Source organism: Chryseotalea sanaruensis (genome assembly GCF_003990915.1).
Taxonomy (GTDB): domain Bacteria; phylum Bacteroidota; class Bacteroidia; order Cytophagales; family Cyclobacteriaceae; genus Chryseotalea; species Chryseotalea sanaruensis.
Genome location: NZ_BHXQ01000005.1, coordinates 207700 through 231779, shown reverse-complemented (window position 1 = coordinate 231779; position 24080 = coordinate 207700). Strand labels below are relative to the sequence as shown.

21 protein-coding genes are annotated in these 24080 nt (G+C 38.2%); 7 read left to right on the top strand and 14 right to left on the bottom strand.

Translation table 11 applies throughout. From position 1 onward, the window contains the following. Positions 1-49: 49 nt before the first annotated feature. Positions 50-418 carry a hypothetical protein gene (locus SanaruYs_RS14250; protein ID WP_127123258.1) on the bottom strand — a complete coding sequence of 123 codons (369 nt, stop codon included), beginning with the start codon at positions 416-418 and terminating at the stop codon, positions 50-52. 44 nt (positions 419-462) lie between these two features. Further along, a complete protein-coding gene (locus tag SanaruYs_RS14245) occupies positions 463-984 on the bottom strand; it encodes a thermonuclease family protein (protein ID WP_127123257.1) in 522 nt (173 codons plus the stop codon). A gap of 260 nt (positions 985-1244) precedes the next feature. Between SanaruYs_RS14245 and SanaruYs_RS14240 the strand changes: the two genes are divergently transcribed. From SanaruYs_RS14240 to SanaruYs_RS14220, 5 genes are all read left to right on the top strand, one after another. After that, positions 1245-3344, top strand: coding sequence for a peptidylprolyl isomerase (locus tag SanaruYs_RS14240; RefSeq protein ID WP_127123256.1), 2100 nt, complete (start codon positions 1245-1247; stop codon positions 3342-3344). Positions 3345-3401: 57 nt separating this feature from the next. After that, positions 3402-3668 (top strand): DUF493 family protein, encoded by a 267-nt coding sequence (locus SanaruYs_RS14235; RefSeq protein WP_127123255.1) that lies wholly within the window; start codon positions 3402-3404, stop codon positions 3666-3668. An 80-nt stretch (positions 3669-3748) separates the two neighbouring features. Then, the gene (locus SanaruYs_RS14230) at positions 3749-3979 is read left to right on the top strand and encodes a 4a-hydroxytetrahydrobiopterin dehydratase (protein WP_127123254.1); all 231 of its coding nucleotides are present in this window, start codon (positions 3749-3751) and stop codon (positions 3977-3979) included. Then, on the top strand, positions 3979-4707 hold the full coding sequence (gene rsmI / locus SanaruYs_RS14225; protein ID WP_127123253.1) for a 16S rRNA (cytidine(1402)-2'-O)-methyltransferase: 729 nt from the start codon (positions 3979-3981) through the stop codon (positions 4705-4707). Before SanaruYs_RS14230 ends, rsmI begins: the two co-directional genes overlap by 1 nt. 17 nt (positions 4708-4724) lie before the next feature. Further along, positions 4725-5519: an inositol monophosphatase family protein gene (locus SanaruYs_RS14220; protein ID WP_127123252.1), complete on the top strand. Its 795-nt coding sequence runs from the start codon at positions 4725-4727 to the stop codon at positions 5517-5519. 174 nt (positions 5520-5693) lie between these two features. Here SanaruYs_RS14220 and SanaruYs_RS14215 read toward each other — a convergent pair whose 3' ends face one another. Next, positions 5694-8108 carry an ABC transporter permease gene (locus SanaruYs_RS14215; protein ID WP_127123251.1) on the bottom strand — a complete coding sequence of 805 codons (2415 nt, stop codon included), beginning with the start codon at positions 8106-8108 and terminating at the stop codon, positions 5694-5696. A 339-nt stretch (positions 8109-8447) separates the two neighbouring features. Between SanaruYs_RS14215 and SanaruYs_RS14210 the strand changes: the two genes are divergently transcribed. Then, entirely contained in the window at positions 8448-8618 is a 171-nt protein-coding gene (locus SanaruYs_RS14210) for a FeoB-associated Cys-rich membrane protein (protein ID WP_127123250.1), read from the top strand. 115 nt (positions 8619-8733) lie between these two features. Here the strand turns inward: SanaruYs_RS14210 and SanaruYs_RS14205 are convergent, their stop codons facing one another. The 3 genes from SanaruYs_RS14205 to SanaruYs_RS14195 form a co-directional block, all read right to left on the bottom strand. Next, complete coding sequence (locus SanaruYs_RS14205; RefSeq protein ID WP_127123249.1) at positions 8734-10869, bottom strand: sensor histidine kinase; 2136 nt, start codon at positions 10867-10869, stop codon at positions 8734-8736. 328 nt (positions 10870-11197) lie between these two features. Next, positions 11198-11800 (bottom strand): DUF6563 family protein, encoded by a 603-nt coding sequence (locus SanaruYs_RS14200; RefSeq protein ID WP_127123248.1) that lies wholly within the window; start codon positions 11798-11800, stop codon positions 11198-11200. Between the two features lie 53 nt (positions 11801-11853). Then, on the bottom strand, positions 11854-12222 hold the full coding sequence (locus SanaruYs_RS14195) for a hypothetical protein (RefSeq protein ID WP_127123247.1): 369 nt from the start codon (positions 12220-12222) through the stop codon (positions 11854-11856). A 438-nt stretch (positions 12223-12660) separates the two neighbouring features. Between SanaruYs_RS14195 and SanaruYs_RS14190 the strand changes: the two genes are divergently transcribed. Then, positions 12661-13779: an acyltransferase family protein gene (locus tag SanaruYs_RS14190; RefSeq protein ID WP_127123246.1), complete on the top strand. Its 1119-nt coding sequence runs from the start codon at positions 12661-12663 to the stop codon at positions 13777-13779. A 181-nt stretch (positions 13780-13960) separates the two neighbouring features. Here the strand turns inward: SanaruYs_RS14190 and SanaruYs_RS14185 are convergent, their stop codons facing one another. The 8 genes from SanaruYs_RS14185 to SanaruYs_RS14150 form a co-directional block, all read right to left on the bottom strand. After that, on the bottom strand, positions 13961-14209 hold the full coding sequence (locus tag SanaruYs_RS14185; protein ID WP_127123245.1) for a hypothetical protein: 249 nt from the start codon (positions 14207-14209) through the stop codon (positions 13961-13963). A 286-nt stretch (positions 14210-14495) separates the two neighbouring features. Next, complete coding sequence (locus tag SanaruYs_RS14180; RefSeq protein WP_160118670.1) at positions 14496-15269, bottom strand: fibrobacter succinogenes major paralogous domain-containing protein; 774 nt, start codon at positions 15267-15269, stop codon at positions 14496-14498. Between the two features lie 72 nt (positions 15270-15341). Further along, positions 15342-17213, bottom strand: a complete 1872-nt coding sequence (locus tag SanaruYs_RS14175) for an IPT/TIG domain-containing protein (RefSeq protein WP_127123243.1) — start codon at positions 17211-17213, stop codon at positions 15342-15344. A gap of 87 nt (positions 17214-17300) precedes the next feature. Next, on the bottom strand, positions 17301-18062 hold the full coding sequence (locus SanaruYs_RS14170; protein ID WP_127123242.1) for a LytR/AlgR family response regulator transcription factor: 762 nt from the start codon (positions 18060-18062) through the stop codon (positions 17301-17303). An 80-nt stretch (positions 18063-18142) separates the two neighbouring features. Next, a complete protein-coding gene (locus SanaruYs_RS14165) occupies positions 18143-21001 on the bottom strand; it encodes a sensor histidine kinase (protein ID WP_127123241.1) in 2859 nt (952 codons plus the stop codon). 526 nt (positions 21002-21527) lie between these two features. Further along, positions 21528-22091, bottom strand: a complete 564-nt coding sequence (locus tag SanaruYs_RS14160) for a transposase (protein ID WP_246011913.1) — start codon at positions 22089-22091, stop codon at positions 21528-21530. A 64-nt stretch (positions 22092-22155) separates the two neighbouring features. Further along, complete coding sequence (locus tag SanaruYs_RS14155) at positions 22156-22839, bottom strand: DUF4145 domain-containing protein (protein ID WP_127123240.1); 684 nt, start codon at positions 22837-22839, stop codon at positions 22156-22158. A 250-nt stretch (positions 22840-23089) separates the two neighbouring features. Next, the gene (locus tag SanaruYs_RS14150) at positions 23090-23911 is read right to left on the bottom strand and encodes a S1/P1 nuclease (RefSeq protein WP_246011912.1); all 822 of its coding nucleotides are present in this window, start codon (positions 23909-23911) and stop codon (positions 23090-23092) included. Positions 23912-24080: the final 169 nt, after the last annotated feature.

The following is a 24080-nucleotide window of genomic DNA, read 5'->3' as shown; positions in this document are numbered from 1 at the left end:
ATAGTCATTAAGTGACATGCTTCATAAACAAGCGTACATCAAAATACATTCAATGCCTGATGCCACATTCTTGACAGTAGCGCATTTTATGGGGCTCGCGTTTCTTTGGCGGATTTTTATGACCAAAATATAAAGGATTGGTGTACTGGGGTTTGGCTAATTTCCTGAGTGTTCTCTTTTTCATTTTAGCAGCCTTTTGTACACGATCATAGAAGGCGTACTCTGCTGAACGCTTAACTTTAGGTTGCACACGTTTAACTTCTCTTGTTCGCTTATCTACCTTATAGACAGGTTGTACTGCCGGAGAAAGTGACGTAGGACCGGAGGGATAGTTCTGTGCAAACAAGGCAGCTGGAAAAACCATCATGCCTATTGTTAGTAAATGAATTGACCCAATTTTAAAATGAAAAAACCTCATACGTTGTAGTTTGAGGTTTTAACGAAGTGCTGTAAAAAATATTTTTAACTGCCTTTTGCCTGTAGCATACTCTGCTGTCTGCGGAAAATCCAAGGCGGTGTTGGTTCAGCTATCTGCCAAAGCCCTTTTCCCTTATTTTGAGCTTCTATTCGCACATTTTCAAGTTCGGGTAGCGGATTACGTTCTGCAGTCCATGCTAGTCCCTCTTTTAACAATTCAACGCGTAAATCAACCTCTCCCTTCAACCATACAACCGCTAAGCGATTTCCCCACCTGTCTTTACCTAACAATTGCACTTTAACGCGCTTGTTTAATAATTTTTTCTGCAAAAATTGTTTTGCCTCTTCTCCAAAATCCTGAACCAGCTCAGGGCTGTCAATACCAGATAATTGTACGTCATACGAATCACCGTCTTTGAACTTAAGAGTAAGTGTATTCCCATCAACAATAGCAGAAACCTCTGCCTCCAATATCTGATCTGAAGCCCGTGCAGAGCAAATCCCTATGATTATAATCAGAATAAGGAGAATGATTCTTACTGAGATCCAACTTCTACTTGCTGTCATGTACCAAAGTTGTTTATTATTCGAGAGCTAACGGAGACAAGCAGTAGGTCGTTCTGTTTCGTGTAAGGTTTTGGGGTAGATAGCAGAATTAGGCGTTTAGTGGTTGTTCTTCTGTTTTTCTAAGTGCTGATAATCAATTAATTAAGCCTTACAGGGTTAATTTTAGCAGCACAATTTTTCTAATCCGCCTAAGCGCTTAAATTTGCGGACTTATTTTTAGTGTAACTCATTTATTTTCAGCTTAAAACGATTTAAAGATCATGGCATTGATTGGTACTTTGCGCACCAAAATGGGCACCTGGGTAGTGGTGTTCGTATTTGTTGCTGTCGCTGCTTTTATACTAGGCGATTTATTTGGTAATAATGGTGTTTTGACGGGCCGCAATACTGTTGGCGAAATTGCAGGACACGAAGTTTCTTTGGAGGAGTATCAAGCTGCCATTCAGGAGCGTGAAGCCAATTATGCAATGAATTTTGGCCGCAGTCCTGGTGAACGCGAAATGACCACAATCAGACAGCAGGCCTGGGAATTGTTGATTGTGCGCCACGCTATTGAAAAACAGTATGGAAAAGTTGGTGTAAGCGTAAGCGCTGCTGAAGTGCAGGATTTACTTTGGGGTAAAAACGTTGATGAAAACGTACGACAATCTTTCACCAATCCTGAAACAGGACAATTTGAAAAGGATCGTGTAATTTCTTACCTCGCTCAACTAAAAGATATGCCTGAAGGTTCGGAGCCACGCGTTCGTTGGGAAATGTTCCAGCGTGATTTAGCACCTAGCCGCACGCGTATGAAATACGAGAATTTATTGGTTAAAGGAGATTATGTTACCAGCGCTGAAGCAGAGCGTGAATACCACAACCAATCTGATGTGGTGGAAGCTTCTTATTTGTATGTGCCCTTCTTTGCTATGAGCGACTCTGCTGTAAAAGTGAGCGATGCAGATCTGAAAAACTACTACAACAAAAACAAAGAAAAATATAAGACTGAAAATACAAGAGACATCAAGTTTGTGGCTTTCCCAGTGATAGCTTCTGCTGAAGATACCCTGGCTATTTTCCAGGATGTTATCAAATTAGCTGGTGAGTTGAAAATCAGTACTGAAGACTCAGCTTTTGTAAACAGAAATTCAGACAACAGCAATGCTTACATTAAATACACGGCCGCTAATTTACCTTCTTCACTAAGCGATAAAAATTTAGTAGTAGGTGAATTGATTGGTCCACAGGTTGAAGATGGTACCTTATCAGTTTCCAAAGTTTCTAAAATAGAGGACGATACTGTTTTTAGTGCAAGAGCCCGTCATATCCTTATTAAATGGGATTCAGATAGTGATGCCGATAAAAAAGCTGCAAAAGAAAAAGCAAGGAATATCCTAAAGGAAATTAAAGATGGTGCTGATTTCTCTGCTAAAGCAAGAGATCATGGAACAGACGGAACGGCCAGCCGTGGTGGTGACTTAGGTTGGTTTAGCAGTGGACAAATGGTGAAGCTTTTTGAAAAAGCAGTTTTTGACGCTAATAAGACCGGTGTACTAAACGATGTAGTAGAAACTGAATTTGGTTACCACTTAATTGATGTTACTAACACTAAAACCAACAAGGCCTATTACGTAGCACGTATTGAAAGAGCCATTACACCAAGTGATGCCTCTATTAACGAAGCACTTCGCAAGGCAGAAGCTTTTGCTAGCGAGGTGAGTGATCTTGAGTCATTTGAAGCTGCTGCAAAAGCTGAAAATGTAGTTATCCGTGATGCTAAGAAACTTTTAGCAGGAGATCGCACAGTTAGTTCACTAGGTGAAGCACGTCAGTTAGTTCAGTGGTTATTCCGCGATGCAGACAAGGGGGAGGTATCAACAGTTTTCGATTTGCAAGAAAACTATGTTGTAGCCGTAATGACAGGTGAAGTTGAAAAAGGTTACAAGCCATTGGATATGGTAAAAGACGAAATTACGCCAATGGTTAAAAATGAATTGAAGGGCAACCTTATCATTGAAAAATTAAGTAAGGCAACAGGAACACTTGAAGAAGTGAAAACTGCATTTGGTAGCGATGCCACTGTATATTCAAGCAGTGATGTTCGTTTAAGCAGCAACTCACTACCTAATCTTGGTTTTGATCCTATCGCAGTTGGTTTAGCGTTTTCTTTGGAAAATGGCAAGCGTTCAAAGCCGTTCATCAGCGAAACTGGTGTTGTTATTATTGAAACTAATAACAAAACAATTGCTCCTGCGCTTGGCGACTACGCACCTTATAAACTAGGTTTACAGCAAGCGGCACAGAACAGGAACTATTCTATAGCAGAAGCTATTAAAGACAGATCAGACATTGAAGACAAGCGTTATAACTTCTTTTAATTACTAAGCTTAAACCAAATGCCGCTTTGATCTGATCAAGGCGGCATTTTTTGTTATATGGAACAGCAACAATGGGCAGACTCTTTCAGAGAGAAATTAAATCAGCACTACCAGTGGCCAACAGCATACATGTTTAAGTTTATTGTGCCTTCTGGTAAGGAGCCAGCGGTTAAAAACATGTTTCCGAGTGAAGATATCACAGAAAAATTATCTGCTAATGGTAAATACATCAGTGTAACTGTACAACTGAAGATGAACTCTGCAGAAGAAGTTATTGCTATCTATCAAAAGGCATCAAAAGTTGAAGGACTGATTGCGTTGTAAAGCGAGCGCTTTCAAATTGAAAAACATCCTTCAAATTACTTACCTTCGTTAGTATTAGATCAAATCTGAATCAAAGGTATATGTGGAAAGAAGAAAACAACAAACTTGTAAAAACATTCATCTTCAATAATTTTGTTGAAGCCTTCGGTTTCATGAGCAAGGTGGCCATTGTTGCTGAAAAAATGAATCATCATCCAAATTGGAGTAATGTTTACAACAAAGTAAGCTTTGAGCTTAACACTCATGACGCAGGTAATATAGTTACTGAAAAAGACCGAACACTGGCTGCTGCCATTGACGCGCTGATTTAATGGAACACACATCACTATATCTGGTGCCAACTCCTATTGGGAATCTTGGTGATATCACACTGAGAGCACTAGAAATTTTAAAATCTGTCGACCTTATACTTGCTGAAGATACACGTACCTCAGGATTTTTATTGAAGCACTATAGCATTGACAAGCCATTAAAAAGTTTTCACAATTTTAACGAACACCGAACAGTAAGCACACTTGTTGAGCGCATGCAGCAAGGTGAAACTTTTGCCTTAGTGTCTGATGCGGGCACACCAGGAATCTCAGATCCAGGTTTTCTGATCAGTCGTGCTGCTGTACAAGCTGGTCTAAAAATTGAATGCTTACCAGGCGCAACTGCTTTCGTCCCGGCATTAGTAAAATCCGGTTTGCCTTGCGATCGATTTGTTTTCGAAGGTTTTCTCCCTGTTAAAAAAGGACGACAAACCTTGTTAAAATCTTTAGTAGATGAAGAGCGGACACTTGTCTTCTATGAATCTCCTTACCGTCTAACAAAAACACTGGAACAATTTTGTGAATATTTTGGTGATGAAAGACAAGCCTCTGTATCACGTGAGCTAACCAAAAAATTTGAAGAAACCTTTAATGGCAGTTTACAGCAAGTACTTCAACACTTCAGTCAGAAAGAAGTTAAGGGAGAAATTGTGCTGGTTGTTGCTGGAAAAAGTAAGCAGACTGCTGGTGAAAAGCCATCAAAATATCATTCGGAAGAGGAAGATTGATTTGTATCTTAGCGGGCATGAATCTTAATACAATTCAACAGGAAGTAATTGGTATTTCAGCTGAGGTTGCCAGTTTTATTCAATATGAATGCGAAAACTTCGACCTGAGCCATATTGAGGAGAAAGGTAAATTCAATAACCTTGTTTCCTATGTTGATAAGGAGGCAGAGAAAAAAATCGTAAAGGTTTTACAAAAACTAATTCCAGAAGCAGGTTTTATTACAGAAGAAGGAACCGTTGAGCAAAGTAAATCGCACGACTACAATTGGATAATAGACCCGTTGGATGGCACAACAAATTTTATGCACGGCTTGCCTGTGTATGCCATCAGCATCGGTCTTGTAAAAAATAATAAACCTATACTCGGTGTTGTTTACGAAGTAACGCGCAAAGAGTGTTTTCATGCTATTGAAAACGAGGCTGCCTACTGCAACGATAAGGTTATTCGCGTTTCAACTGCTAAAGGTCTTAATGAAAGTTTACTCGCTACTGGCTTCCCATATTATCAATTTGAAAAATTAGATGCCTACCTAAATATTATCAGAACTTTTCTAGATAAGACACATGGCATTAGAAGACTCGGCAGCGCTGCTATCGATCTGGCATATGTTGCTTGCGGACGACTTGATGGTTTCTTTGAATACAACCTTAACCCTTGGGATGTGGCCGCAGGTACTTTCATAGTGCAACAAGCCGGTGGTATTGTAACCGATTTTAAAGGTGGTGATAATTTTCTGTTTGGAGGGGAGTTGTGTTGTGCCACCAACCATATACATACTGAAATGCTTAAAGTAATTCAGGATAGGTGGTAGAAGCCTGCTGATAATAAATAATTGTCTGTATAAGGATGGGCAGGTTTAAAGGATAAACAAGACGAATATTGTCGGTATCAGGATTTAAGGATGAACAAGATTTAGCATAAATTAATTTTGGCAAATCCTGTTCATCCAGCAAATTCTTAAATCCTGATCCTGATTTATTGTATTTTATTCATACCTCAACGACTTTACAGGGTTTGCTGTAGCTGCTCTTAAGGAGCGATAGCCAACAGTAAACACAGCCACTAATAAAGTTACGCCCAGTCCTGCCAGAAAAATCCAGGCTGATATACTGATGCGGTAGGCAAAACCATCCAGCCACTCGTTCATTACAAACCAGGCAACGGGTGCTGCTATTACAAATCCCAAACCTATCAGCTTTATATATTCTTTGGAGAATAAGAAGACAATACCTTCTACTGAAGCACCCAACACTTTGCGAACACCAATCTCTTTGTTTTTCTGATTGATCATGAAAGTTGCCAATCCAAACAATCCCAGACAACCAATAAAAATGGCAATGGAAGTAAAGGCAGTAAGCAAAATTGATGTTCTCTCCTGACCTTCATAAAAACCACGAATCGATTCATCCAAAAACTCATATGAAAATAAATGCTCAGGGTAAGTTTCCTCCCACATTTCCTGTATCTGTGGTAAAGTATTTTGAAAAGCTTGTGTATTAACTTTTAAAGAAAGTGTACGATAATTAGAAATTCTATTCAACAATACGGTGGGCTCAATTTCACTTTCAAGTGATGTGGTGTGAAAATCTTCTACCACCCCAACTACAGGTAAAGTTTGCCCCCAAATCCGCATACGCTTACCAATAATTTCACTTGGATCAGTAAATCCCGCAATTTCTGTAAGGCGTCTGTTCACCACAAAGCTGCGAGCAGTATCTAAGTCATCAAGATTCTCACCAACCAACATCTTCAATCCATACAGATCAATATAATTACCATCAACCAGTTTTAGTTGTGTGTCTTTTCTTTGATCATCAGTTTGTCCTTCAAAAAGAAAACCTGTACCATTTACGCTCCCAGACGAAGGCGCAGTATTGGAGAGTGAATATTTTTCTATACCTGAAAGTTTAGAAATTCTATCTGCCAACGTTCTCATTTTGCTTGATGTGGTACTGTCTGTAGCCGGACCTTCACGTTCAGGAATGGGCAGAGTTACAATAGCATCGCGTTGAAAACCCAAATCTTTGCTCTTAAAATAATTCATTTGGGTAATCAATATAATTGTACCGATTATCAAGAATTGGGAGATAAAAAATTGTGTTATAACAAGACCCTTGCGCAGCAGAAAGCCGGAAGAGCTTTTATTACCCATAGAGTTTTTTAATGCCAGTGCTGGTTTAAAAGCTGAAATAACAAATGCAGGATATAAACCTGAGAAGAGTGACACCGTAACAAATAATAAGATTACATATAATACGAAAGCAGTATTCTGCAAAGGATTCAGCGCTAGTTCTAACTCCAAAAATGGATTCAGGAAACTCAGGGCAATTTGCGCTATTCCAAACCCAACTAAAATGGCAGTGAAGGTTACAATTCCAGTTTCACCTAAAAATTGAAACATTAATTGAGCCCTTGAACTTCCCAATGTTTTTCTAATACCAACTTCTTTTGATCGCTTGATCGCTTCTGCAGTAGTTAAATTAATAAAATTTATGCTGGCTGTTACAATTAAGAATAATGCAATTACACCAAGGGCAATGAGTGCTGTTTTGGGTACTGTATCATATCTATAGTTACCGTAGCGTTCGTCAAAGTGAAGCTCTGATAATGGTTGTATAACAAAACGCTGATTATCGTAATTTTCATCAGGATTATGCTTCTTATAGAAATCACCCATCCTGCTCTCAACTTTCTTAACCGACTCGCCTTCCTTTAGTAAAAAATAACATTGCTCATCGCTCCAAATACCACCCCATCCCTTTTCTTCATTTTGTTTGCGTATGGTCTCATAAGAAAGATATAAGCTAAAAGGTAAATCAGAATTATCGGGTGCATCGGCTACAACAGCTGAAATTTTATACTCTCTTGTATCAAACTTTATCACTTCGCCCACAACATCTTCTTTATCAAAATATTTTTTAGCTAGCGAAACACTGATCACCGCCTCATTAGGTTCGTCTAATCCTTTTTCCGCATCGCCTATTAAAACAGCTCGGTCAAAAATTCTAAATACAGCCGGGTCGGTAAATACTACACCCTGATCCTCTTGAAATTTTTTGCTTTCACCTTCCTTCTGCGGCACTTGAATAAGCGCACCTGACTGATACTGAGTAAATAAAACTTCCTCTGCCTCGGGGAAATCTAATTTGAAAGCCGGTGGCAATGGTGAAGGGATACCTGGTGTGTGGAAACTTCCCGTATTACTATCAGAAGTGGTTACAACCCTATAAATTCTGTCGTAGTTGCTTTGAAATTTATCAAAGCTGTAATGGTACTGAATGAGAACAAAAAGAATGAAGCTTGCTGCCATACCTATTGTTAGGCCCAAAACATTTATTAAAGCAGTGTTTTTTTGCCTGAATAAAGTGCGTATAGCTGTTTTAAAATAGTTCTTTAACATAGTGATGTATTTTGTATAAGCTCTTTCTTCTTGAAATATCGATGTCGTTTAGTTAAGTCTTTTTTATAACCCTGCCTTTGCCGAAGCGGCTACGTGCAGGCAGGCTCACCGCCAATCCTCTCCTTTGGAGAGGATGAATCTGGAAGCTTAATCAAACTACATTGTCTTTAAATATGTGAAGGGTCTAGCCAAATTTCAGGCCACTCAAAAAACACCCCAAATGCGGTTATTTCGGCTATGTGCTGTGCACAATTGTTCATTTCCGTCCGTTTTTGGACGATTTATTTGAACTATAAAAGGCTATTATGATGTTAAAGTCATAGATAATAACTTTGCTTTATGATTCAGGAGATTATAGTAAGTCTTATTTTTATTGGGGCGTTGGCTTATCTGGGTCGACTTCTTTACAATCAATTTCAAGCCAAATCGGCTTGCGCCAGTGGCTGCAATAAGTGTACAGCTATCGATTTTAACAAAATTGAAGCGGCATTGAAAGAGAAGAATTTCTGATTGAAATTATTTACAAACTACTCGTTTCGTAAAACTTACAATTTTCCTCTATTGGGATACGTTTATGAGCCTTCAAAACTCACTGCTCAAATTTAACGATGAGGAAATTAATTTTTCAATAGTGAAAGTGTCTCTTTGGTAATGACACCAAAAAGATTGTTCCTGTATTCAATATACTTTTTACCTCAATTTTACCACGTAATTTATTAACGGCCTTTTTTACCAGATAAAGACCTAGACCATTACCTTTTGAAATCTGGGTTCCTTTAAAATATTGATCAAAAATTTTGTTAAGATAGTCTGCGTCAATTCCAATACCATTATCCTCCAACGTTACAACTACCCAATCATCTGTTTGATCTACCTTCACTTTTATAGAGGCCAACTCATTACCATCTGTCTTTCTAAAGTTAATTGCATTCTCGAATAGATTATAGAAAATAATATGAAGTAATCTTGAATTTGAAAAAAATTCTAAATGATGTGATCCTTCATAGACAATGCTTGTATTAGTCCCAAGTTGTTGTGCTCTTTTTATCAAATCTCTGATTAAAAAAGAAAGCGTAACCAGTTCTGTTTTATCTTCCATTTGATCGAGCTCATGAGCCATTTGCATTTTCAAAAGCATTCGATCCATTTGCAAGGCTGTCTCAGCAACCATGTGGAAAAGTTTTAATCCATTTTCTTCCTTTACTTCAATCTTTGCAATATTCTCCAACCCTAATAAAGTGGATAGTGGTCTACGCATATCATGGGAGGATCTATACAAGAAAGTATCCAGTTCCTCCATGGTTTTTTCAAGCTCGTGTGTACGCTCACTTACCTTTAGCTCCAATTGATTGTTAAGCGTCAACATTAAATCATTAATCTCCTTCAAATTTTTACTCTGCACTTGCAACTCTTCATTCTTATTCTCAATCTCATCTCGTTGCTGCTTTATTATGCTATTATTACTCTTTAGTCGATTTACATATCGGATGTATATAAAAATAAGTGATAACAAAAGAATAAGAATAATGATAGATGATAAAATGATAATACTCTGTAGCTTTATTTGATCTTGATGTTGTTGTTCTTTTGCTGCAAATCCTTCAATTTCCACCTGTTTTTTCTGAAGTTCATATGAGGTTTTTACGCTGGCAAGGTCAAGTGCCTCTTTTTGATAATTAATAGAGTCAATCATTCGCAAGTGAATTTCATTTGATTCAAGTGCACCTAGTAGATCACCTTTAGCTCGCCTTAACTTAGACTGAACCATCCAATAAGTGGAGAACCGAAATGTGTGAGGATCGTTGATTAAATATAAAACTGAATCAAAGTAAAGATTCGCCTCCTTCATTTTATTCAACTCAATGAAAACAGACGCCATCAAAACACATGCCCTGGCTGCACTTTCATATTCTTTTTGTTTTCTGCTTGTGGTGAAATCAAGCTTAAGTCCTTCTAATGCTTTTTCAAATTCCTTCAACTCAATATAGACACTGGCGCGGTTTCCATTTACAAGCGCTACCCAAAAGTCATTCTTTATTTCTTTTGCCAGTTTTTCAGCCTCATTGTAATGAAGTAAGGATTGCTCAAAGTTTTTAAGTTTATATGAACTAAGGCCAATGGTGTTATGTGTTGACATCATTGTAAACTTGTCAACAAACGCCAACTCATTGTAGGGTACTTTCTTAATGTCTTCTAATGAAGCTAATCCTTCATCAACTGACTGATTGTAGTTTCTAACACTATGGTACAAATTACAAGCTAAGGAATGACTTCTAGAAGCATAGGTGTAGTTACTCAATTCAGTAAAGGCATCTGCTGCTATTAAGCAATGCTCAAGCGCCAGAGGTAACATATTCAGATAACGAAAATATTCTGCTGAATAATAATAAACGTACGAAGTAACAACCCGATCTTCATTTTTTACTGAGTATGCAATACCAGTTAACATGAATCTCAGGGTATTGTCCTGATCCTGAAAAATATGGCTCAGTTTTGCCAGATTCAAAGAAGCAAAGAAATAAGCATAAGGAGTTTTACTTTTCTCTGCAAGTGTTCTGATCTTATAGGCCCATTCAAAAGCTTGCTTCTTTTCAAGTAAGCTTAGCTCGTGACTCAATTCACTAAATATCACTTCCTGCCTCTCCCGCTCTGTTACAGATGGGAAGATCTGAACTAGGCTATCAATGACTTTCATTGAATGTTGCGCATAACTATTGACAGAGAGTATGAGTAAAAGACAACCTGTAAATAGACGGCTCATTCGCTAGTAATGTGTCGTATTAAGGTATGAAAATTTGGCCGCAAAACCAGTTCAGTTTGGGTAATTTCTACCATAAAGAACTCCTGCTATTAATACTACAATAGTTTGCTAACAGGTGCTAGGGGCTGCAAATAGGCAGGTGATCAATCTGGAACGATGTCAACTTACTTGGGTTCGTAATTACATAACTCAAGGCTAAGGCTATATAAAATCCTTTAATTATCAATACTTTACCATTGAACATTGGGAATATCATTTAAAGTATGGTCCCTATATTTTCTAATGAATGTTAATGATCACTTACAATAAAGGACAATGAAATTAGTGTTCATTTAATTTTGTCCGTATTCCTATCGTTGTATTTTACTATATACTCAAACAACTTTTTTTTCTTTTGCTTTTCATTCATAAACTCGGTCAACAATTCAGGGTCATCAATTGCCAGTATTTCCTTCAATAATTTCTTTGACAGTAAAAAAGGCTTTCCGGTATTGAAGTTTATAATCAACTCATCGGTGTAAGGTACTGGAATAGGAATGATCGCTAATGGAAACATGGAATAACCAAATACAACTCTGGTGCCTTTCTCCTTAAAGTAACAATATCTTCCCATTTCAACGATCTCATTATATTTTCTCCATCTTACAAAGATTCTTGCTCCGTCTGAGAAACCCCAAACTTCATTCTTTTTAATTTTACTATTTTTTCCCGTCTTGCTGTCAGTTAACCAAAGTTGGTTCTTATCAAAGGTAAAATCCTCAACAATGGAAGGGTCATTATACTTAAACTCCTCGAAGGTTTTGTAAACACCTTTCTTATATACTGTTGCATATATAATGTAGTTATCCCTGTTCATTAAACTATCGCTCAACAATTGAGCCGGGCTTTCATATACAACAAGTACTAAAAAAATAAAAAAATATCTATTCATGTGCTTTTGAACTTTAATCAACTTTTCTATTAAATCGTTTAGTGGTAAAAGTTTTATAGGCATTCTCTCGTCCAGACTAAAAATTCCTGATTATCCGTTGATGACATTGCCTTAATTACATTCTCAAAGTCAAAACGGTCATATTTAGATACAACATTGTATACCTCTTCGTGTCCTTTAGCTCCCTGTGGTATTAAGCAACCAGAGTCTTTCCCTAATAAAGCTAGCCAGACGTCAGGTTGAAAAGGTCCTTGGTCAGTCGTTATGATCTTTATATTGTCAATGTCTGCCCACTTTACTTGTTCTTTTTCCCTTTTTGGGTGTTCAACGATCACGCCTTCATCATTGATTGTAACCTGGAAGTAATCCTCAGGATCCTTCATTCTATCTTTATTCTTTTTCAGGAAATCAAATAATCCCATTTATTTTGGTTAACCTTACTTGTCCGTTGAATTTGTCAGCAATTTAATACTTGTTTGAATGCTCTTGTCTTACAAATATTATTTATCTAAATAAAATGACTTAAAGTGTTTTTCCAGGACGAGTCAGTCTTGCATGCAACGTTTGGCTACATGACATGTCGGTTTTCGAAGTACGATCGTTTCCAAAGCCACTAATCGAATTTAGTAGTTTGTATGTAATTGGCAAACTTTCGCAAGTATGGTTCCCAATAAAGCGCCAACGTCTCTTTTGTCCATCCTGTTCAACTATAATATTCTTCGTTGTGTATAACCATACATTAATGAACTACATTTACCTTTTTATCACCTGATTTTTGGATTGAAGTGAGTGTATACCAAACTACATGCGAACAACGCAACCTTTAATCTCGAACGCTGTCCCCTATTCAAACTTAATTAATGAACGAAATATCTTTAAAACCCCGGCTTTACTTTTTGGATTGGTTGCGCGTACTGGCTTTTTCGCTATTAGTCTTTTACCACGCTGGACTTATTTTCGTGGACTGGGGCTTTCATATTCAGAACAGTCATTTTAGCGAGTGGCTAAAATTGCCGATGCTATTTGTAAACCAATGGCGATTACCCTTACTATTTTTTGTGTCAGGTGCAGGTATTTATTTTGCATTAGGAAATCGAACCGCGGGTGTATTCGCTAAAGAGCGATTACTACGTATCTTCATTCCGCTTGTGTTCGGCATGTTCGTAGTCATCCCACCTCAGCTGTACTTTGAATGGTTGCACCATGAAACGTTTACTGGCAGCTATCTCGATTTCTATCCCCTGTACTTTAGTAACATTACCTGGAATCACCTCTGGTTCCTCACTTATTTGTTTGTGTTTAGTCTTCTGGCACTTCCATTGTTTTTATACCTCCGTAGTGAACGTGCAACAGTAATCATTGCGTCTTTTTCATCGCTTCTCATAAAAAGCCGATCGCTGATCTTATTCGCCATACCTCTTTTTCTCATAGAGATTTTCCTTCGCGATCAATGGCCCGATAATCGCAACCTGGTGAGCGACTGGTACAACTTTGCCTTCTATTTCTTACTGTTGATCTACGGTTACTTTTTCGCAAGCGCCAAACAGTTCTGGATTACGTTAGAGAATAGTCGTAGAATTTACCTGATGGTTGGCTTGTTTTCGTTTTGTATAATTTACTTTGGGTGGCATCAATCGGGAATAAATTTTCTTGAAACATTTGCGCTTGGCAGCTACATTTTTGATTTATTCAAATGTATTAATATCGTGTGTTGGATATTTTGTTTACTGGGTTATGCCAAATATTACCTTTCGTACAATAACCGCAGTCTCCAATACACGAGTAAAGCGGTATATCCATTTTACATTCTTCATCAAACGGTTCTCATAGCGCTCGGGTTTTATGTGATTAAAACCGAATGGAGCATACTAACGAAATACCTGATCATAGTAATGGGCACATTCATTATTACCATGCTACTTTATGAACTGGTAGTTCGAAGAGTAGAATGGATTGGTGTGTTCTTTGGTGTAAAATAATACAGCTATAGTCACGTCACCTTTTCGCGAATACATTTATGTAAAAAGTAAGTCAGGATGTTAGCTATGCCTTGGTTGGTGAAGACACGGGCCAAGGTATAGGTTCAATTATTTTACTTGGCTATTCCCATGCAGCGGTTGGTGTCTTCACAAAACAAGGCACAGGAACAGTTGTACCTTGTCAACTCAATATTTTGTTTATTAAATCACCAATTTCTTTTCCTTTATTCACAATCATCAGATGGCCACCGTTATTAACTTTAAAGTTACTAGTTCTTATGGGTAATATCTTATCGTATGTTCCTTGAATGTGAATCAAGTTGGTCAGCAAAGTCGTATTTCTCCAATTCACAATTTTGTCAATTGCCCACCATAAAAATTGGCTATCAGTATCATTTATTATCTCCCCCACCTTGGTTCGTGTCTTCACGAACCAACATTAATAATCTAGAATTCATCTCTCAAGTTCTTTAAAAAGGGAAATTCTTTAGTGCCTATTTCGTAAAATTTTGCACCCGAACATATTTCCGAATGGTCGAAGTCTGGAAATAAATACTTGTTCTGGTTCCTGAAGACACGAACCAGGGCTGAGGATAAACGGTACTTTGGAGTTTAGCCTTTTTACTTTTAAGTGCTAAAAAGAATAACCATAAAAACCGAAAGGTTGTCCCCTCAACAAGAACAACCTTCGACCAACCTGAAGAAAACTATTCAGCTCAATCTTTTACACATCGGCATGAAGCACCTATCCTTGGGTTGACATTATGATAACCAATAGCCAGACCATTGTTATAAATGGCGGTGAGTGTGGCTGAGCTTATTGAGACTTCGCCTAAGCCTAAGCTGCCTCCAGTGAATTGCCCGCTGGTTGTCCACCAGTATCCTGTGAACACTGCATAATTAAATGTACCATCATGGTAACGGTAGCCACCGGGCAGTGCGCTAAATCCGCTTTTGTTTTGGTATTCGGGATAGTCGCTGTTACCCACCGAACCTGGAACGGTAGAATTGCTCCATCCACTGCTGGTGGCCAATGCTTTGGCTACTTTGCTGGTGCTGGTTTTATCACCATCGGTGCTGCCATCAAAGTTATAGCCGTTGGCAATAAGGTAGTTTTCCATCTCCTTCCACTCTACACTGCTCGGCATGTGCCAGCCTGTGGGGCAAAGCTTGTTGGAGTTTACAGCATACCAGTTATAGAGCGCGCCAAACGCATCCATATTACCTTCAGCGTTGGCATATGAAGTAAACGCACCTGCGCTCTGGGTAGCCCATTCATTGAGATTGATTATAGCAGTGATGGGTGTACCATCATTGTATTGGGTGGTTCTCAGGTTTTCGGCCATCCAAACTTGTTCACCAATGGTTACAGTTTCATATACATTACCGTCTTTGTCGGTGACGGTAGTGGCAGGTGTCGGATCATCTTTGCTGCATGAGACGATGAATACAATCGCAAGAACAGACAATGATTTTGAAAATAAATTCATAATAATCAATATTTGGTTAATGATTTTTAATACAAGGTTTTCAGCTTTCATAAAGCCGGAAACCTTATACAATTAATTACTGATCACCGCTTTGTACAGTGCATACCTGTTCTGCAGAGTAAAATAGAAGGTGTTGTTATCTTGAATCATAATCCCTTCGGGGTAGGCATTGAGGTTATCCAAAAGGGTTTCCACTGTGCCGTTGGTGCGGAGTACTTTTATTTTGGTATTGAGGTGGTCGGCAATTAAAATATCACCATTGGGCATCAAGCCTATTGCGTGTATTTCATTAAAGCGAGCTTGTGAGGCGCTGCCAACTGCATCTCCGGATGCATTAGTACCGGCAAGTGTGTTAACCAAGCCAGTTGAAGGGTCATATTTCCTTATAGAATAACGGTCGGCTATATACATTACTCCGTTGGCGTCTACCTGCACATCGCGTACAAGGGCAAAAGTGGCTGTTACTTCGTCTCCATCCGTGCCGCCCACATTGCCATTGCCAATTACGGCTATCGATGAACCATTGTTGTCGTATACTCTTATTCTCCTTCCCGACTGATCAGCCACGTAGATGTTGCCATTTCCGCCAACGGTAATCCCTACAGGATAAACTAGTGGGCTTCCTGCAACTAAGGCTGTAACATTAATGTTCCTCCCATCATTTTCAATTTTTACAATCTGGTGAGAATCAGCCTTGCCCGGAGAACTTACTTTACGTGTAGCCAATAAGTAATTGGAGTAAGGGTGCACATCTGAAAACTGTTCGGCAGCTACATCGGCAGGGAAATATTCACTACTCAAAGTAGTGGTGGCGCCCAGTGTTACCTTTTTAATACCACAAGTCAGGTCGGCCAAGTAAATGGTAGGCGTACCGTTGTTGTTTTGCAAGGTGCCAAAGAATGGACGCGTGAAATAGATGTGTTCTAATGTACCTCCATCGTAGCATCCGCCAAGATTTGCATCGCCTGCCACCGCGCTAACGGTTACACTTGGTGCTTCGCTTACATCGGTAACGGTAATAGTAAAGGTTGCCGTTTTAGTTTCAGAGCGGCTAGTAACACTTACCACACCCGTAATTGTTGGGTTGTTTTCGTGATCAAATAATGATGGGCTTGCCACTTGTATTAATCCGGTTGAAGCATCAATAGAAACAGCTCCTGCCGGTGTTTGTGATACTATGGCAAAAGTTTTTTCATTGCTATTCAAAATACTTGCCGATACCTGACCAATACCTGCATTAGCGCCAGGGTTTTCTGCTATTGATGTTGTGAAATTCTGAATGTTTCCAACCTCGACAGCATCGGTTATCATAATGGTAACATTTGCTGTGGCCGTTTCTGTACCGTTAGCAACCGAAATAGTGGCAGTAAGAGAAGTGTTGACTTCATAATCAAACGCACTTTCATCGGCCACAGTAAGCTGTCCATTAGAAGAATTAATGGCAAAAGCTCCTGATACTGATTGTGAGGTAAGTGAATACACCAGGGCACCACGATTGGTGGTAGCCTGTACTGTTCCCAAAATTGCGTTAGCTCCCGGATTTTCTGTGATACTAGTGGTAAAATCTGTTGCACTTACGGTAATGGGTGCCAGCACAGTAAATTTTTGCGAAGCGGTCTCCAATGTTTTAACGCTTACTTTCACATCTACTTCGCCCGGAGTAATACCTGAAGGAACCGTAGTCACCACTTGAGTTGTTGTGAGCGATGAAACTATTGCTTCGGTAGTGTTGAAGAAAACTTTAACATCGTTGGTGCTGGTGCCGAAGTTTCTACCCGTAAGGGTGACCGATGTACCCACTTCACCTTCAGTAATGTTTAGCGAAGTAAGCGTGGGTTGTGGTTGCGCGGGTTCATCATCTTTATTGCAAGATGTTAGTAAGAACGTTGCGCAAGCCAATAAAGCAAAGAACGTTCTATTGTGTTTTAAAAATGGGGGCATCATATTTTCGCTTCTGTTTAGATTAACTCCACGAAAGTATGACCTGTATTTGCCGAACCCAGTATCTGTTTTAAGAACAGTCTGATTGGTTTAAGGAATGGATTTTCGACCCTTTAAAGCCTCTTCAAATTCCTCTTTTCTGTATTTTGAAAGTTTGGCGATTATATTATTTGTGAGATTGATTTCCAGTTTTGATTTGGCATAACGCCATATATGCGCAAAGTTTACTATCCATGATTTATGTGAGCGAAAAAAAACATTGTCTTGTGGCAAAAGGGTTTCAAACTGTTTGATGTTTTTAGTCACCGTTAAGTTCTCTTTGCCAATTGTGTAGACAGTGCTGTATGCTCCGTTTGCTTCAATGGCTATTATATCATTTAATTTTACAATATTCTGTTTGCCTAATTCGGCAATAACAATGTGATCATGGGTCTTACTTTGCAGTGATTCTTTAAGCAGGTGATATCTTTCTGCCATTTTTTGACTTTCTACTCTCAATTGCAATTTTTCAATTGCTTGTGTCAAGCGTTGGCGATTAATGGGCTTTACCAAGTAATCAACAGCATTCAATTCAAAGGCTTTAATGGCATATTGGTCAAAGGCGGTTACGAATATGATTTCAAAATTGATTTGATCAAAAAAATTGACGATTTCATAGCCTGCATATTGTGGCATCTGAATATCCATAAACACAACATCAGGATTTTGTTCTTTTATAATAGCAACTGTTGATGGAATATCATGGCATTTTGCAATTACCTCTATGGATGGATATTCCATTTCAAGTAATTGACTGAGCACGTTACGTGCAGCCACTTCATCATCTGTAATAATTGCTTTTATCGCCTCCATTTTTTTTCGCAAAAAAGGATCAACTATTTAACATAAGTTTTATCCATTTTACCAACCTCATCATTCATTTTACGAATAGTCTAATAATGACGCTTGAAAGGCAGTTTGATGGTTACCCGTGTGCCTGTGTACTTTCTATCAGGATATACATCTTCAAAGCCAAATTCGCTTACAATTTCGCCCTGTTGCTCGTTAAAAATATCTAATCGCTTCTGTATAGCATTTAATGCGAATGATGAGTGACTATTACCCTGCCGTGAGCGAATAATATCAGCCTGCTTTCTGCCAATGCCGTTATCTTCTACAATACAGACTAGTTTTTCCTTGTCGTAAATAAACCTTATGGATAATTCTTTCTTATCCTCTATGTGCAATAAACCGTGCAATAAAGCATTTTCAACAAAGGGTTGAATTAAAAGGGAAGGCACATCAATTTCATCTGACTGATCATAGTATATAGTATACGTGAAATCACTTTTAAAGCGAAGTTTTTCTAATTGGAGATATGTGTACAAAAAATCGACTTCCTTTTGCATAGGTATAAATTCGGTATTGGAATAGGTTAAAGCATTACGCACCAATTCAGAAAAAAGTACCACATAGTCGTACGATTCCACTGTTTTTTTCTGCAAAATCAAATCCTGAATCGAATTGAGCGAATTAAAAATAAAATGAGGATTCATTTGCGATCGAATGGCCACGAGTTTGGCAATATTTAGTTCATTTTGTCGATTCAGCTCCTTTCGTTGTTTAGATAACTGATGCTTGTAAAACCAATACATAAGTCCGATTAAAACAAAAACAACACTCAACATAAACCACCACCTTTTCCAAACAGGTGGGTTTACAAATCCAGCAATAAGAATTGTGTTTTCTGAATCTCTGCCCAAATGATCAATTACCTTCAACGCTATCTCAAAATCTCCTGTGGGGAGGTTCTGAATTTCAATTTGCTCAACACCTGCAGGAAGTTTTATCCACTCATTCTGGTTAAGGCGATAAGCATATTCAAAATGTCCATTACTCGTGTAAATACTTGCTTCGGGGTAAAGTATTAGTGGTTGTTGGTAACTTAGTTTTACATTAGAAAGTGCAGGATTTATAAGTGTATTCGTTTTTAAGAAAACTTTTGCCAGCGGCCTATTTGTTTTTTCTTTCAAGGGAATTTTTTGCAAGCCTTTTCCAGTAGCCAGCCATATATTTTCGTTCATCACAATAAGGTCATTTACATTTTCAGAAGCTAGCCCAGACAGGGCATTGAAATTATTCCATTCACTTTTCTCCAAATCTAAAATCCAAACACCTTTATTACTTGCCATGAATAATTTGCGCTGGTAATATTCCAGTTTTTGCGCTTGCACATCGGCTGGAAGTTCTGCTACTTTAGCCAATTTGTTTTCGGTGTCTAGTAAGTGAACTTTCCCATTAAAAGTGATTGCAAAAAGATTCTGTGTTGCTTCGTCAAAATCAATGGAAATGATTTGTGTCTTTGTTAACAGGGTACTGGTGCAAACCCATTGGTTCTCTCTGTATTCAAAAATTTGCAGTCCTTTGTTAGTAGCCGCATACAGTATATGTTTTTGCTGATTCCAGGCTAATTGACGTATCCAGGCCTCGCTGATTTTATCACGATAGCTATAAGATTGATTCTCACTATCAACATACAAGCCAAGTGAACTACCCAGGAAATAAAAAGGCGGAGCGTGAACAATTGATTTAATAGCCTTTATATGAAATGGTGCCTTACTTATTTCATTTTTTCTGAGCACATAATTTTCACTTTGTATGTAGAATATAAGATTGTCATTGCTTGTATCAAAAAACAAGCATTCGATGTCGGCATTTTTTCCCGTATGAAAAGTCTGCAGCGAACCGTTGTTAGTATTTAATTTTGTGATGGCTCCATTTATAGATGAAAAATAAATATGCGCTCCGTCTGTGGCGAGGTGTGTGAGTTTTTCGTTTTGTATACTGGGGGTATTCCACACCTGATAATTCAGATCAGGAACACGTAAAATACCCGCCTGTAAAGTGGTGAGCCAATAATTATTTTCACGATCAATCCACATATCTGAAAATGATAATTCAGGATAAAAAACAGTTACTGAATCTTTGTCCACGTTGTAGCGAACTATACCATTATAAGTGGAGATCCAAAGGTTATTATCGGGCAGCGCTTTCAGATTTGTTATTTTCCGGTTTTGCAAAGAAAGGGCTAGGTTTTTACTTTCATTTTGAACCAATCTACCCTGCTGCAATACATAAAATGCAGAACCATCCTTTTTTACAATCCATAGTTTATCTCCATGATAACCCAATAAAAAGTCAGTACTTATATTTTGGCCATGTCCCGGGAATGGATAGAAAACAACTTTTTCTTCTAAAATTTTTGCTATGCCCTGCTGGGTAATGGAATAAATCTCGCTTCTGCTATTTGATACTACCGAGCGGGTGAAGTTCTTAATAGTGTTGATATTTCGCCATTCGCGTGTATGTGGATTATATACCGAAATACCAGTTGCATGATTGAGATATAAAAGTCCTTCTCGGCCTGATGCAATATTAGATATTTTTTGAAATGTGTGCTGAAGCTCTCTGAGTGTATCGTTTTCAAGATAAAAGATCTGGTCTTGAAAATTCACACAATAGATCTTTCCATCCGAAGAAAGTGTAAGATTTGAGATGGATTTTGAATTTTGGGTTTTACTACTATACAAAGTATAGTTTACACCGTCAAATTTATATAAGCCTGCATCGCAGCCAATCCAAATTAAACCTCTTTTGTCCTGTACAATGCTATAAACTTCATTGCTTGGTAAGCCGTTTTCGTTGTCGTATGCGAAGTAGTGTGGGTATTGGGCAAAAAGTTTTGTTGCCGACAAAACGGTAATGGTGAGTAAAAATATGTTTAACTTCTTTATCAGAAAAAATAATTTCAATAATGTTAATGAAAATTATTTTCAAAGTTAAACTCTTTTTATAAGTAGGTGAGCGTTATGCTTTAGCATAGTTTCGACTGGCATGGGATGGGCCTGCACAATTATGGCAAAAGTGTACTTTAGATTTAGTATTTCTTGTGGGCTGAAGTAAGGTTTTGTGTACAAATTTATCCTCTCATATTTACTACTACTACTCAGCGTTACCGCAGAGAGCTGAACTTAATATACACTCTATCCATGTTTCTCAGAGACCTTACGCTTATTCTCCACACTTGCCAAGTGACGCTGAGAAGGAGAAAAGACACGAACCAGGGCTAGGGGCTATACTACCTTTTCTTCTTTAATTTAATTATCTCGCCCTCTAAGTATTTGATTTTCGCTTCAATGTCCCTTGTTCATTTTTCTTCAGTTGTTCGGATTAAGCTATCCAGTTTTAAGGCTTTCAGTGAATCGTATTCAATTGATTTCTTTACTAAATTATTTAACCACGCCTTGGTTCGTGTCTTCACGAACCAACAATAATAATCTAAAATTCATCTCTCAGGTCTTTCAAAAAGGAAAATTCCTTAGTGGCCGTTTCATAAAATCTTGCACTAGAATATTTATAATCACTTGGCTCTTTTGCTAACTGCCAATGTACTGTTAATGGGTTTAAATGAATATACTCCATTTTCTGATAGGCAACATCACGGGAATACAAATTAACAGCAAGTGAGTCTCGCTGCCAAAATTCATAGTTTTTGTTACTCGCTTCTACTGCATAATCTGATAATTTAACAAGTCCTTTGCCGCTGTTTATCATCTTTTTAAATTCATGTGCCGTGTATTTCAAAAAAGATCCCTGCGCTGTTTCTTTACCGTTTTGATTGTTAATCCTCCAGATTAAATGAATATGGTTGGGCATTATTACAAATGCAAAAACATCAATCTTACCTGCATCACTTAAGTACTTCAATGAATTGACAACTATATTTTTATAAGCATCTCCTTTTAACAAATACTGCCATTTATTTATAGTAGCCGTCCAAAAGTAAATCTCACCTTGCTCAATAAAGGACTTACGCTTGTAATCGCTTATGTTGTTATCCATAGCATGTTTTAATTGTTATGGTGCTGTTGCTGGTTCGTGAAGACACGAACCAGGGCAGAGGCCTTTACTTCTTTTTCTGTTCTTCTTTGATATCAGCTAATTGAGCAATCGCTTTTAGCTTCAATTCTCTTTCGTGCCTGTGAACGTACCATTCTACAAATAGTAGTTCAATTAATTCTATTAATAAAAATGCTTCTTGTCGATCAACATCAATAATTATGTTAATGTCTTTTTCCATGTGCGCCCCAATGTTCCCTACTTTTCTAACAGCATCAATTGACTTCCATGTCAAAGGGTCTACTTTATCTTCAATAGCGTTTATTTCGTCAATCAGTCTAGCTTTTGAAATTCCCCAAAAATCTCGAATAATTCCCTGCAAGCATCTCCTCGATAAGGTTGCTGATGCTTTGGGGCTTTGTTCTAAAATCGAGGCCGCTTCCTCATAGTCATTTCTTATTGCTTTTGGAATATACTCTGGAAACACTTTTGCAAATGAATTCGGTAACAGATTCCAGGATTTTAGGAGTTCACCTATTTTATATTGTCCATATTCATAGTCGTACCTGAATAAAAATGCTTTTAAAGTAATTTTTCTACATTCATCATTTGGACAGATGATCCATTCATTTCTTAAAAGTCTGTCCCCCTCTGCATTCTCAATTGTCATCCCATGTTCACTTACTCTAAAGTTGTCGGAATTGATTGTTGTCTTGGTGTCGCAATGAGGGCAGGTCCAATTAAATGCCATACTTTTTTAGTTTACCGGTAAAATTTACTGCCTATATCCATTAAGTTTAAGTCCATAACGTTTACATACACCCCAACATCATAAGCTTTTATTCAACGCTGCCACCTGAGCCCACCTGCTTGTTGTACTACTAATATCGCCAACTTTTATCCACTTCTGCAAATGGCTCTGCTTTCAAAAAATGCTCAGCAATAAAAAAAGCGTTTTATGCTTTCGCATAAAACGCTCCACAATAAATCTTCAATAAAAATTATCCGTAGATCTCGTTCAGCACTTTGGCTAAGCGTACACCGCTTTGTTGTATGCGCAGCTTTACAATATCAAAATACTTGTAGGCATACTCATAACCCATTTTGCCATCGCCATAATCGTATACTTGTTTGCGGTAGCTAATACTTTCTTTCGCCCAGTCGCGCACGCTTGCTGCCTGCCATGTAGTTAAATCGTTTTGTGCCGGGGATCCTATCCAGTTAGCAAATTCTGTATAGCTCAAATTCTTATCGTCAATCATTTCGCTATCCCACACACGGTGCAAATTGCTGTCGGCACGGAACCACATTACTTTTACGTTATTACCACCACGGTCAGGGCCAATGCCCACATGCAAAGGCTGGTGTATGTCGCCCACTAAATGCACAAGCATTTTTACGCGTATCATTTCTTCCTTACCGCTAAACTTGCCCGACTTCAGTTCCGCAATAATCTGTTCAATGGCAGCTATAACGTCACCCTTAGGGTTTTTCTCACTTTGCTCATACGTTTGTCCGTCTGGCACTGTTACCCAATGCCAGTCGTAAGAGTAGCGAAAAGATGTATCGGACCTAATCTCGTCCATCCAGGTACTGGTCATGGCTATAGACTCTCCTTTTAAAATGCGGTTAAGCTCTTTTCTTGCTTTTTTCGAGAGGTGTTTTTCAGCCAATAGGCCCATAGCACGATGCCCCGTTTGCCCCCAGCCAAAAGCCTGTAGAGATACAAAGAGCATGAGAAGGATACGAATAAGGGTTTTCATTTTTAAAATAATTTTTAATGTAATGATATTAGAAACCTCGTCATCTGCATTTCTCTGCATAAGAACCTTGATTTTACTCGGTTTCAGGCTGCAAATTCCTACTAAAAGTCAGTAATGCAAAACCACTCCGCATAAATTAACCTATATTTCATCTGTTTATGATTTTCTTTTAAAGTCAGACGAAAGACCTTTGTAAATATTACCAATGCTGTAAAACTACAGAGGCCTT

Coding starts and splice junctions, on each gene's coding strand:
- SanaruYs_RS14250 (WP_127123258.1), bottom strand. CDS start 418: ATGAGGTTTTTTCATTTTAAAATTGGGTCAATTCATTTACTAACAATA.
- SanaruYs_RS14245 (WP_127123257.1), bottom strand. CDS start 984: ATGACAGCAAGTAGAAGTTGGATCTCAGTAAGAATCATTCTCCTTATT.
- SanaruYs_RS14240 (WP_127123256.1), top strand. CDS start 1,245: ATGGCATTGATTGGTACTTTGCGCACCAAAATGGGCACCTGGGTAGTG.
- SanaruYs_RS14235 (WP_127123255.1), top strand. CDS start 3,402: ATGGAACAGCAACAATGGGCAGACTCTTTCAGAGAGAAATTAAATCAG.
- SanaruYs_RS14230 (WP_127123254.1), top strand. CDS start 3,749: ATGTGGAAAGAAGAAAACAACAAACTTGTAAAAACATTCATCTTCAAT.
- rsmI (WP_127123253.1), top strand. CDS start 3,979: ATGGAACACACATCACTATATCTGGTGCCAACTCCTATTGGGAATCTT.
- SanaruYs_RS14220 (WP_127123252.1), top strand. CDS start 4,725: ATGAATCTTAATACAATTCAACAGGAAGTAATTGGTATTTCAGCTGAG.
- SanaruYs_RS14215 (WP_127123251.1), bottom strand. CDS start 8,108: ATGTTAAAGAACTATTTTAAAACAGCTATACGCACTTTATTCAGGCAA.
- SanaruYs_RS14210 (WP_127123250.1), top strand. CDS start 8,448: ATGATTCAGGAGATTATAGTAAGTCTTATTTTTATTGGGGCGTTGGCT.
- SanaruYs_RS14205 (WP_127123249.1), bottom strand. CDS start 10,869: ATGAGCCGTCTATTTACAGGTTGTCTTTTACTCATACTCTCTGTCAAT.
- SanaruYs_RS14200 (WP_127123248.1), bottom strand. CDS start 11,800: ATGAATAGATATTTTTTTATTTTTTTAGTACTTGTTGTATATGAAAGC.
- SanaruYs_RS14195 (WP_127123247.1), bottom strand. CDS start 12,222: ATGGGATTATTTGATTTCCTGAAAAAGAATAAAGATAGAATGAAGGAT.
- SanaruYs_RS14190 (WP_127123246.1), top strand. CDS start 12,661: ATGAACGAAATATCTTTAAAACCCCGGCTTTACTTTTTGGATTGGTTG.
- SanaruYs_RS14180 (WP_160118670.1), bottom strand. CDS start 15,269: ATGAATTTATTTTCAAAATCATTGTCTGTTCTTGCGATTGTATTCATC.
- SanaruYs_RS14175 (WP_127123243.1), bottom strand. CDS start 17,213: ATGATGCCCCCATTTTTAAAACACAATAGAACGTTCTTTGCTTTATTG.
- SanaruYs_RS14170 (WP_127123242.1), bottom strand. CDS start 18,062: ATGGAGGCGATAAAAGCAATTATTACAGATGATGAAGTGGCTGCACGT.
- SanaruYs_RS14160 (WP_246011913.1), bottom strand. CDS start 22,091: ATGGATAACAACATAAGCGATTACAAGCGTAAGTCCTTTATTGAGCAA.
- SanaruYs_RS14155 (WP_127123240.1), bottom strand. CDS start 22,839: ATGGCATTTAATTGGACCTGCCCTCATTGCGACACCAAGACAACAATC.
- SanaruYs_RS14150 (WP_246011912.1), bottom strand. CDS start 23,911: ATGCAGAGAAATGCAGATGACGAGGTTTCTAATATCATTACATTAAAA.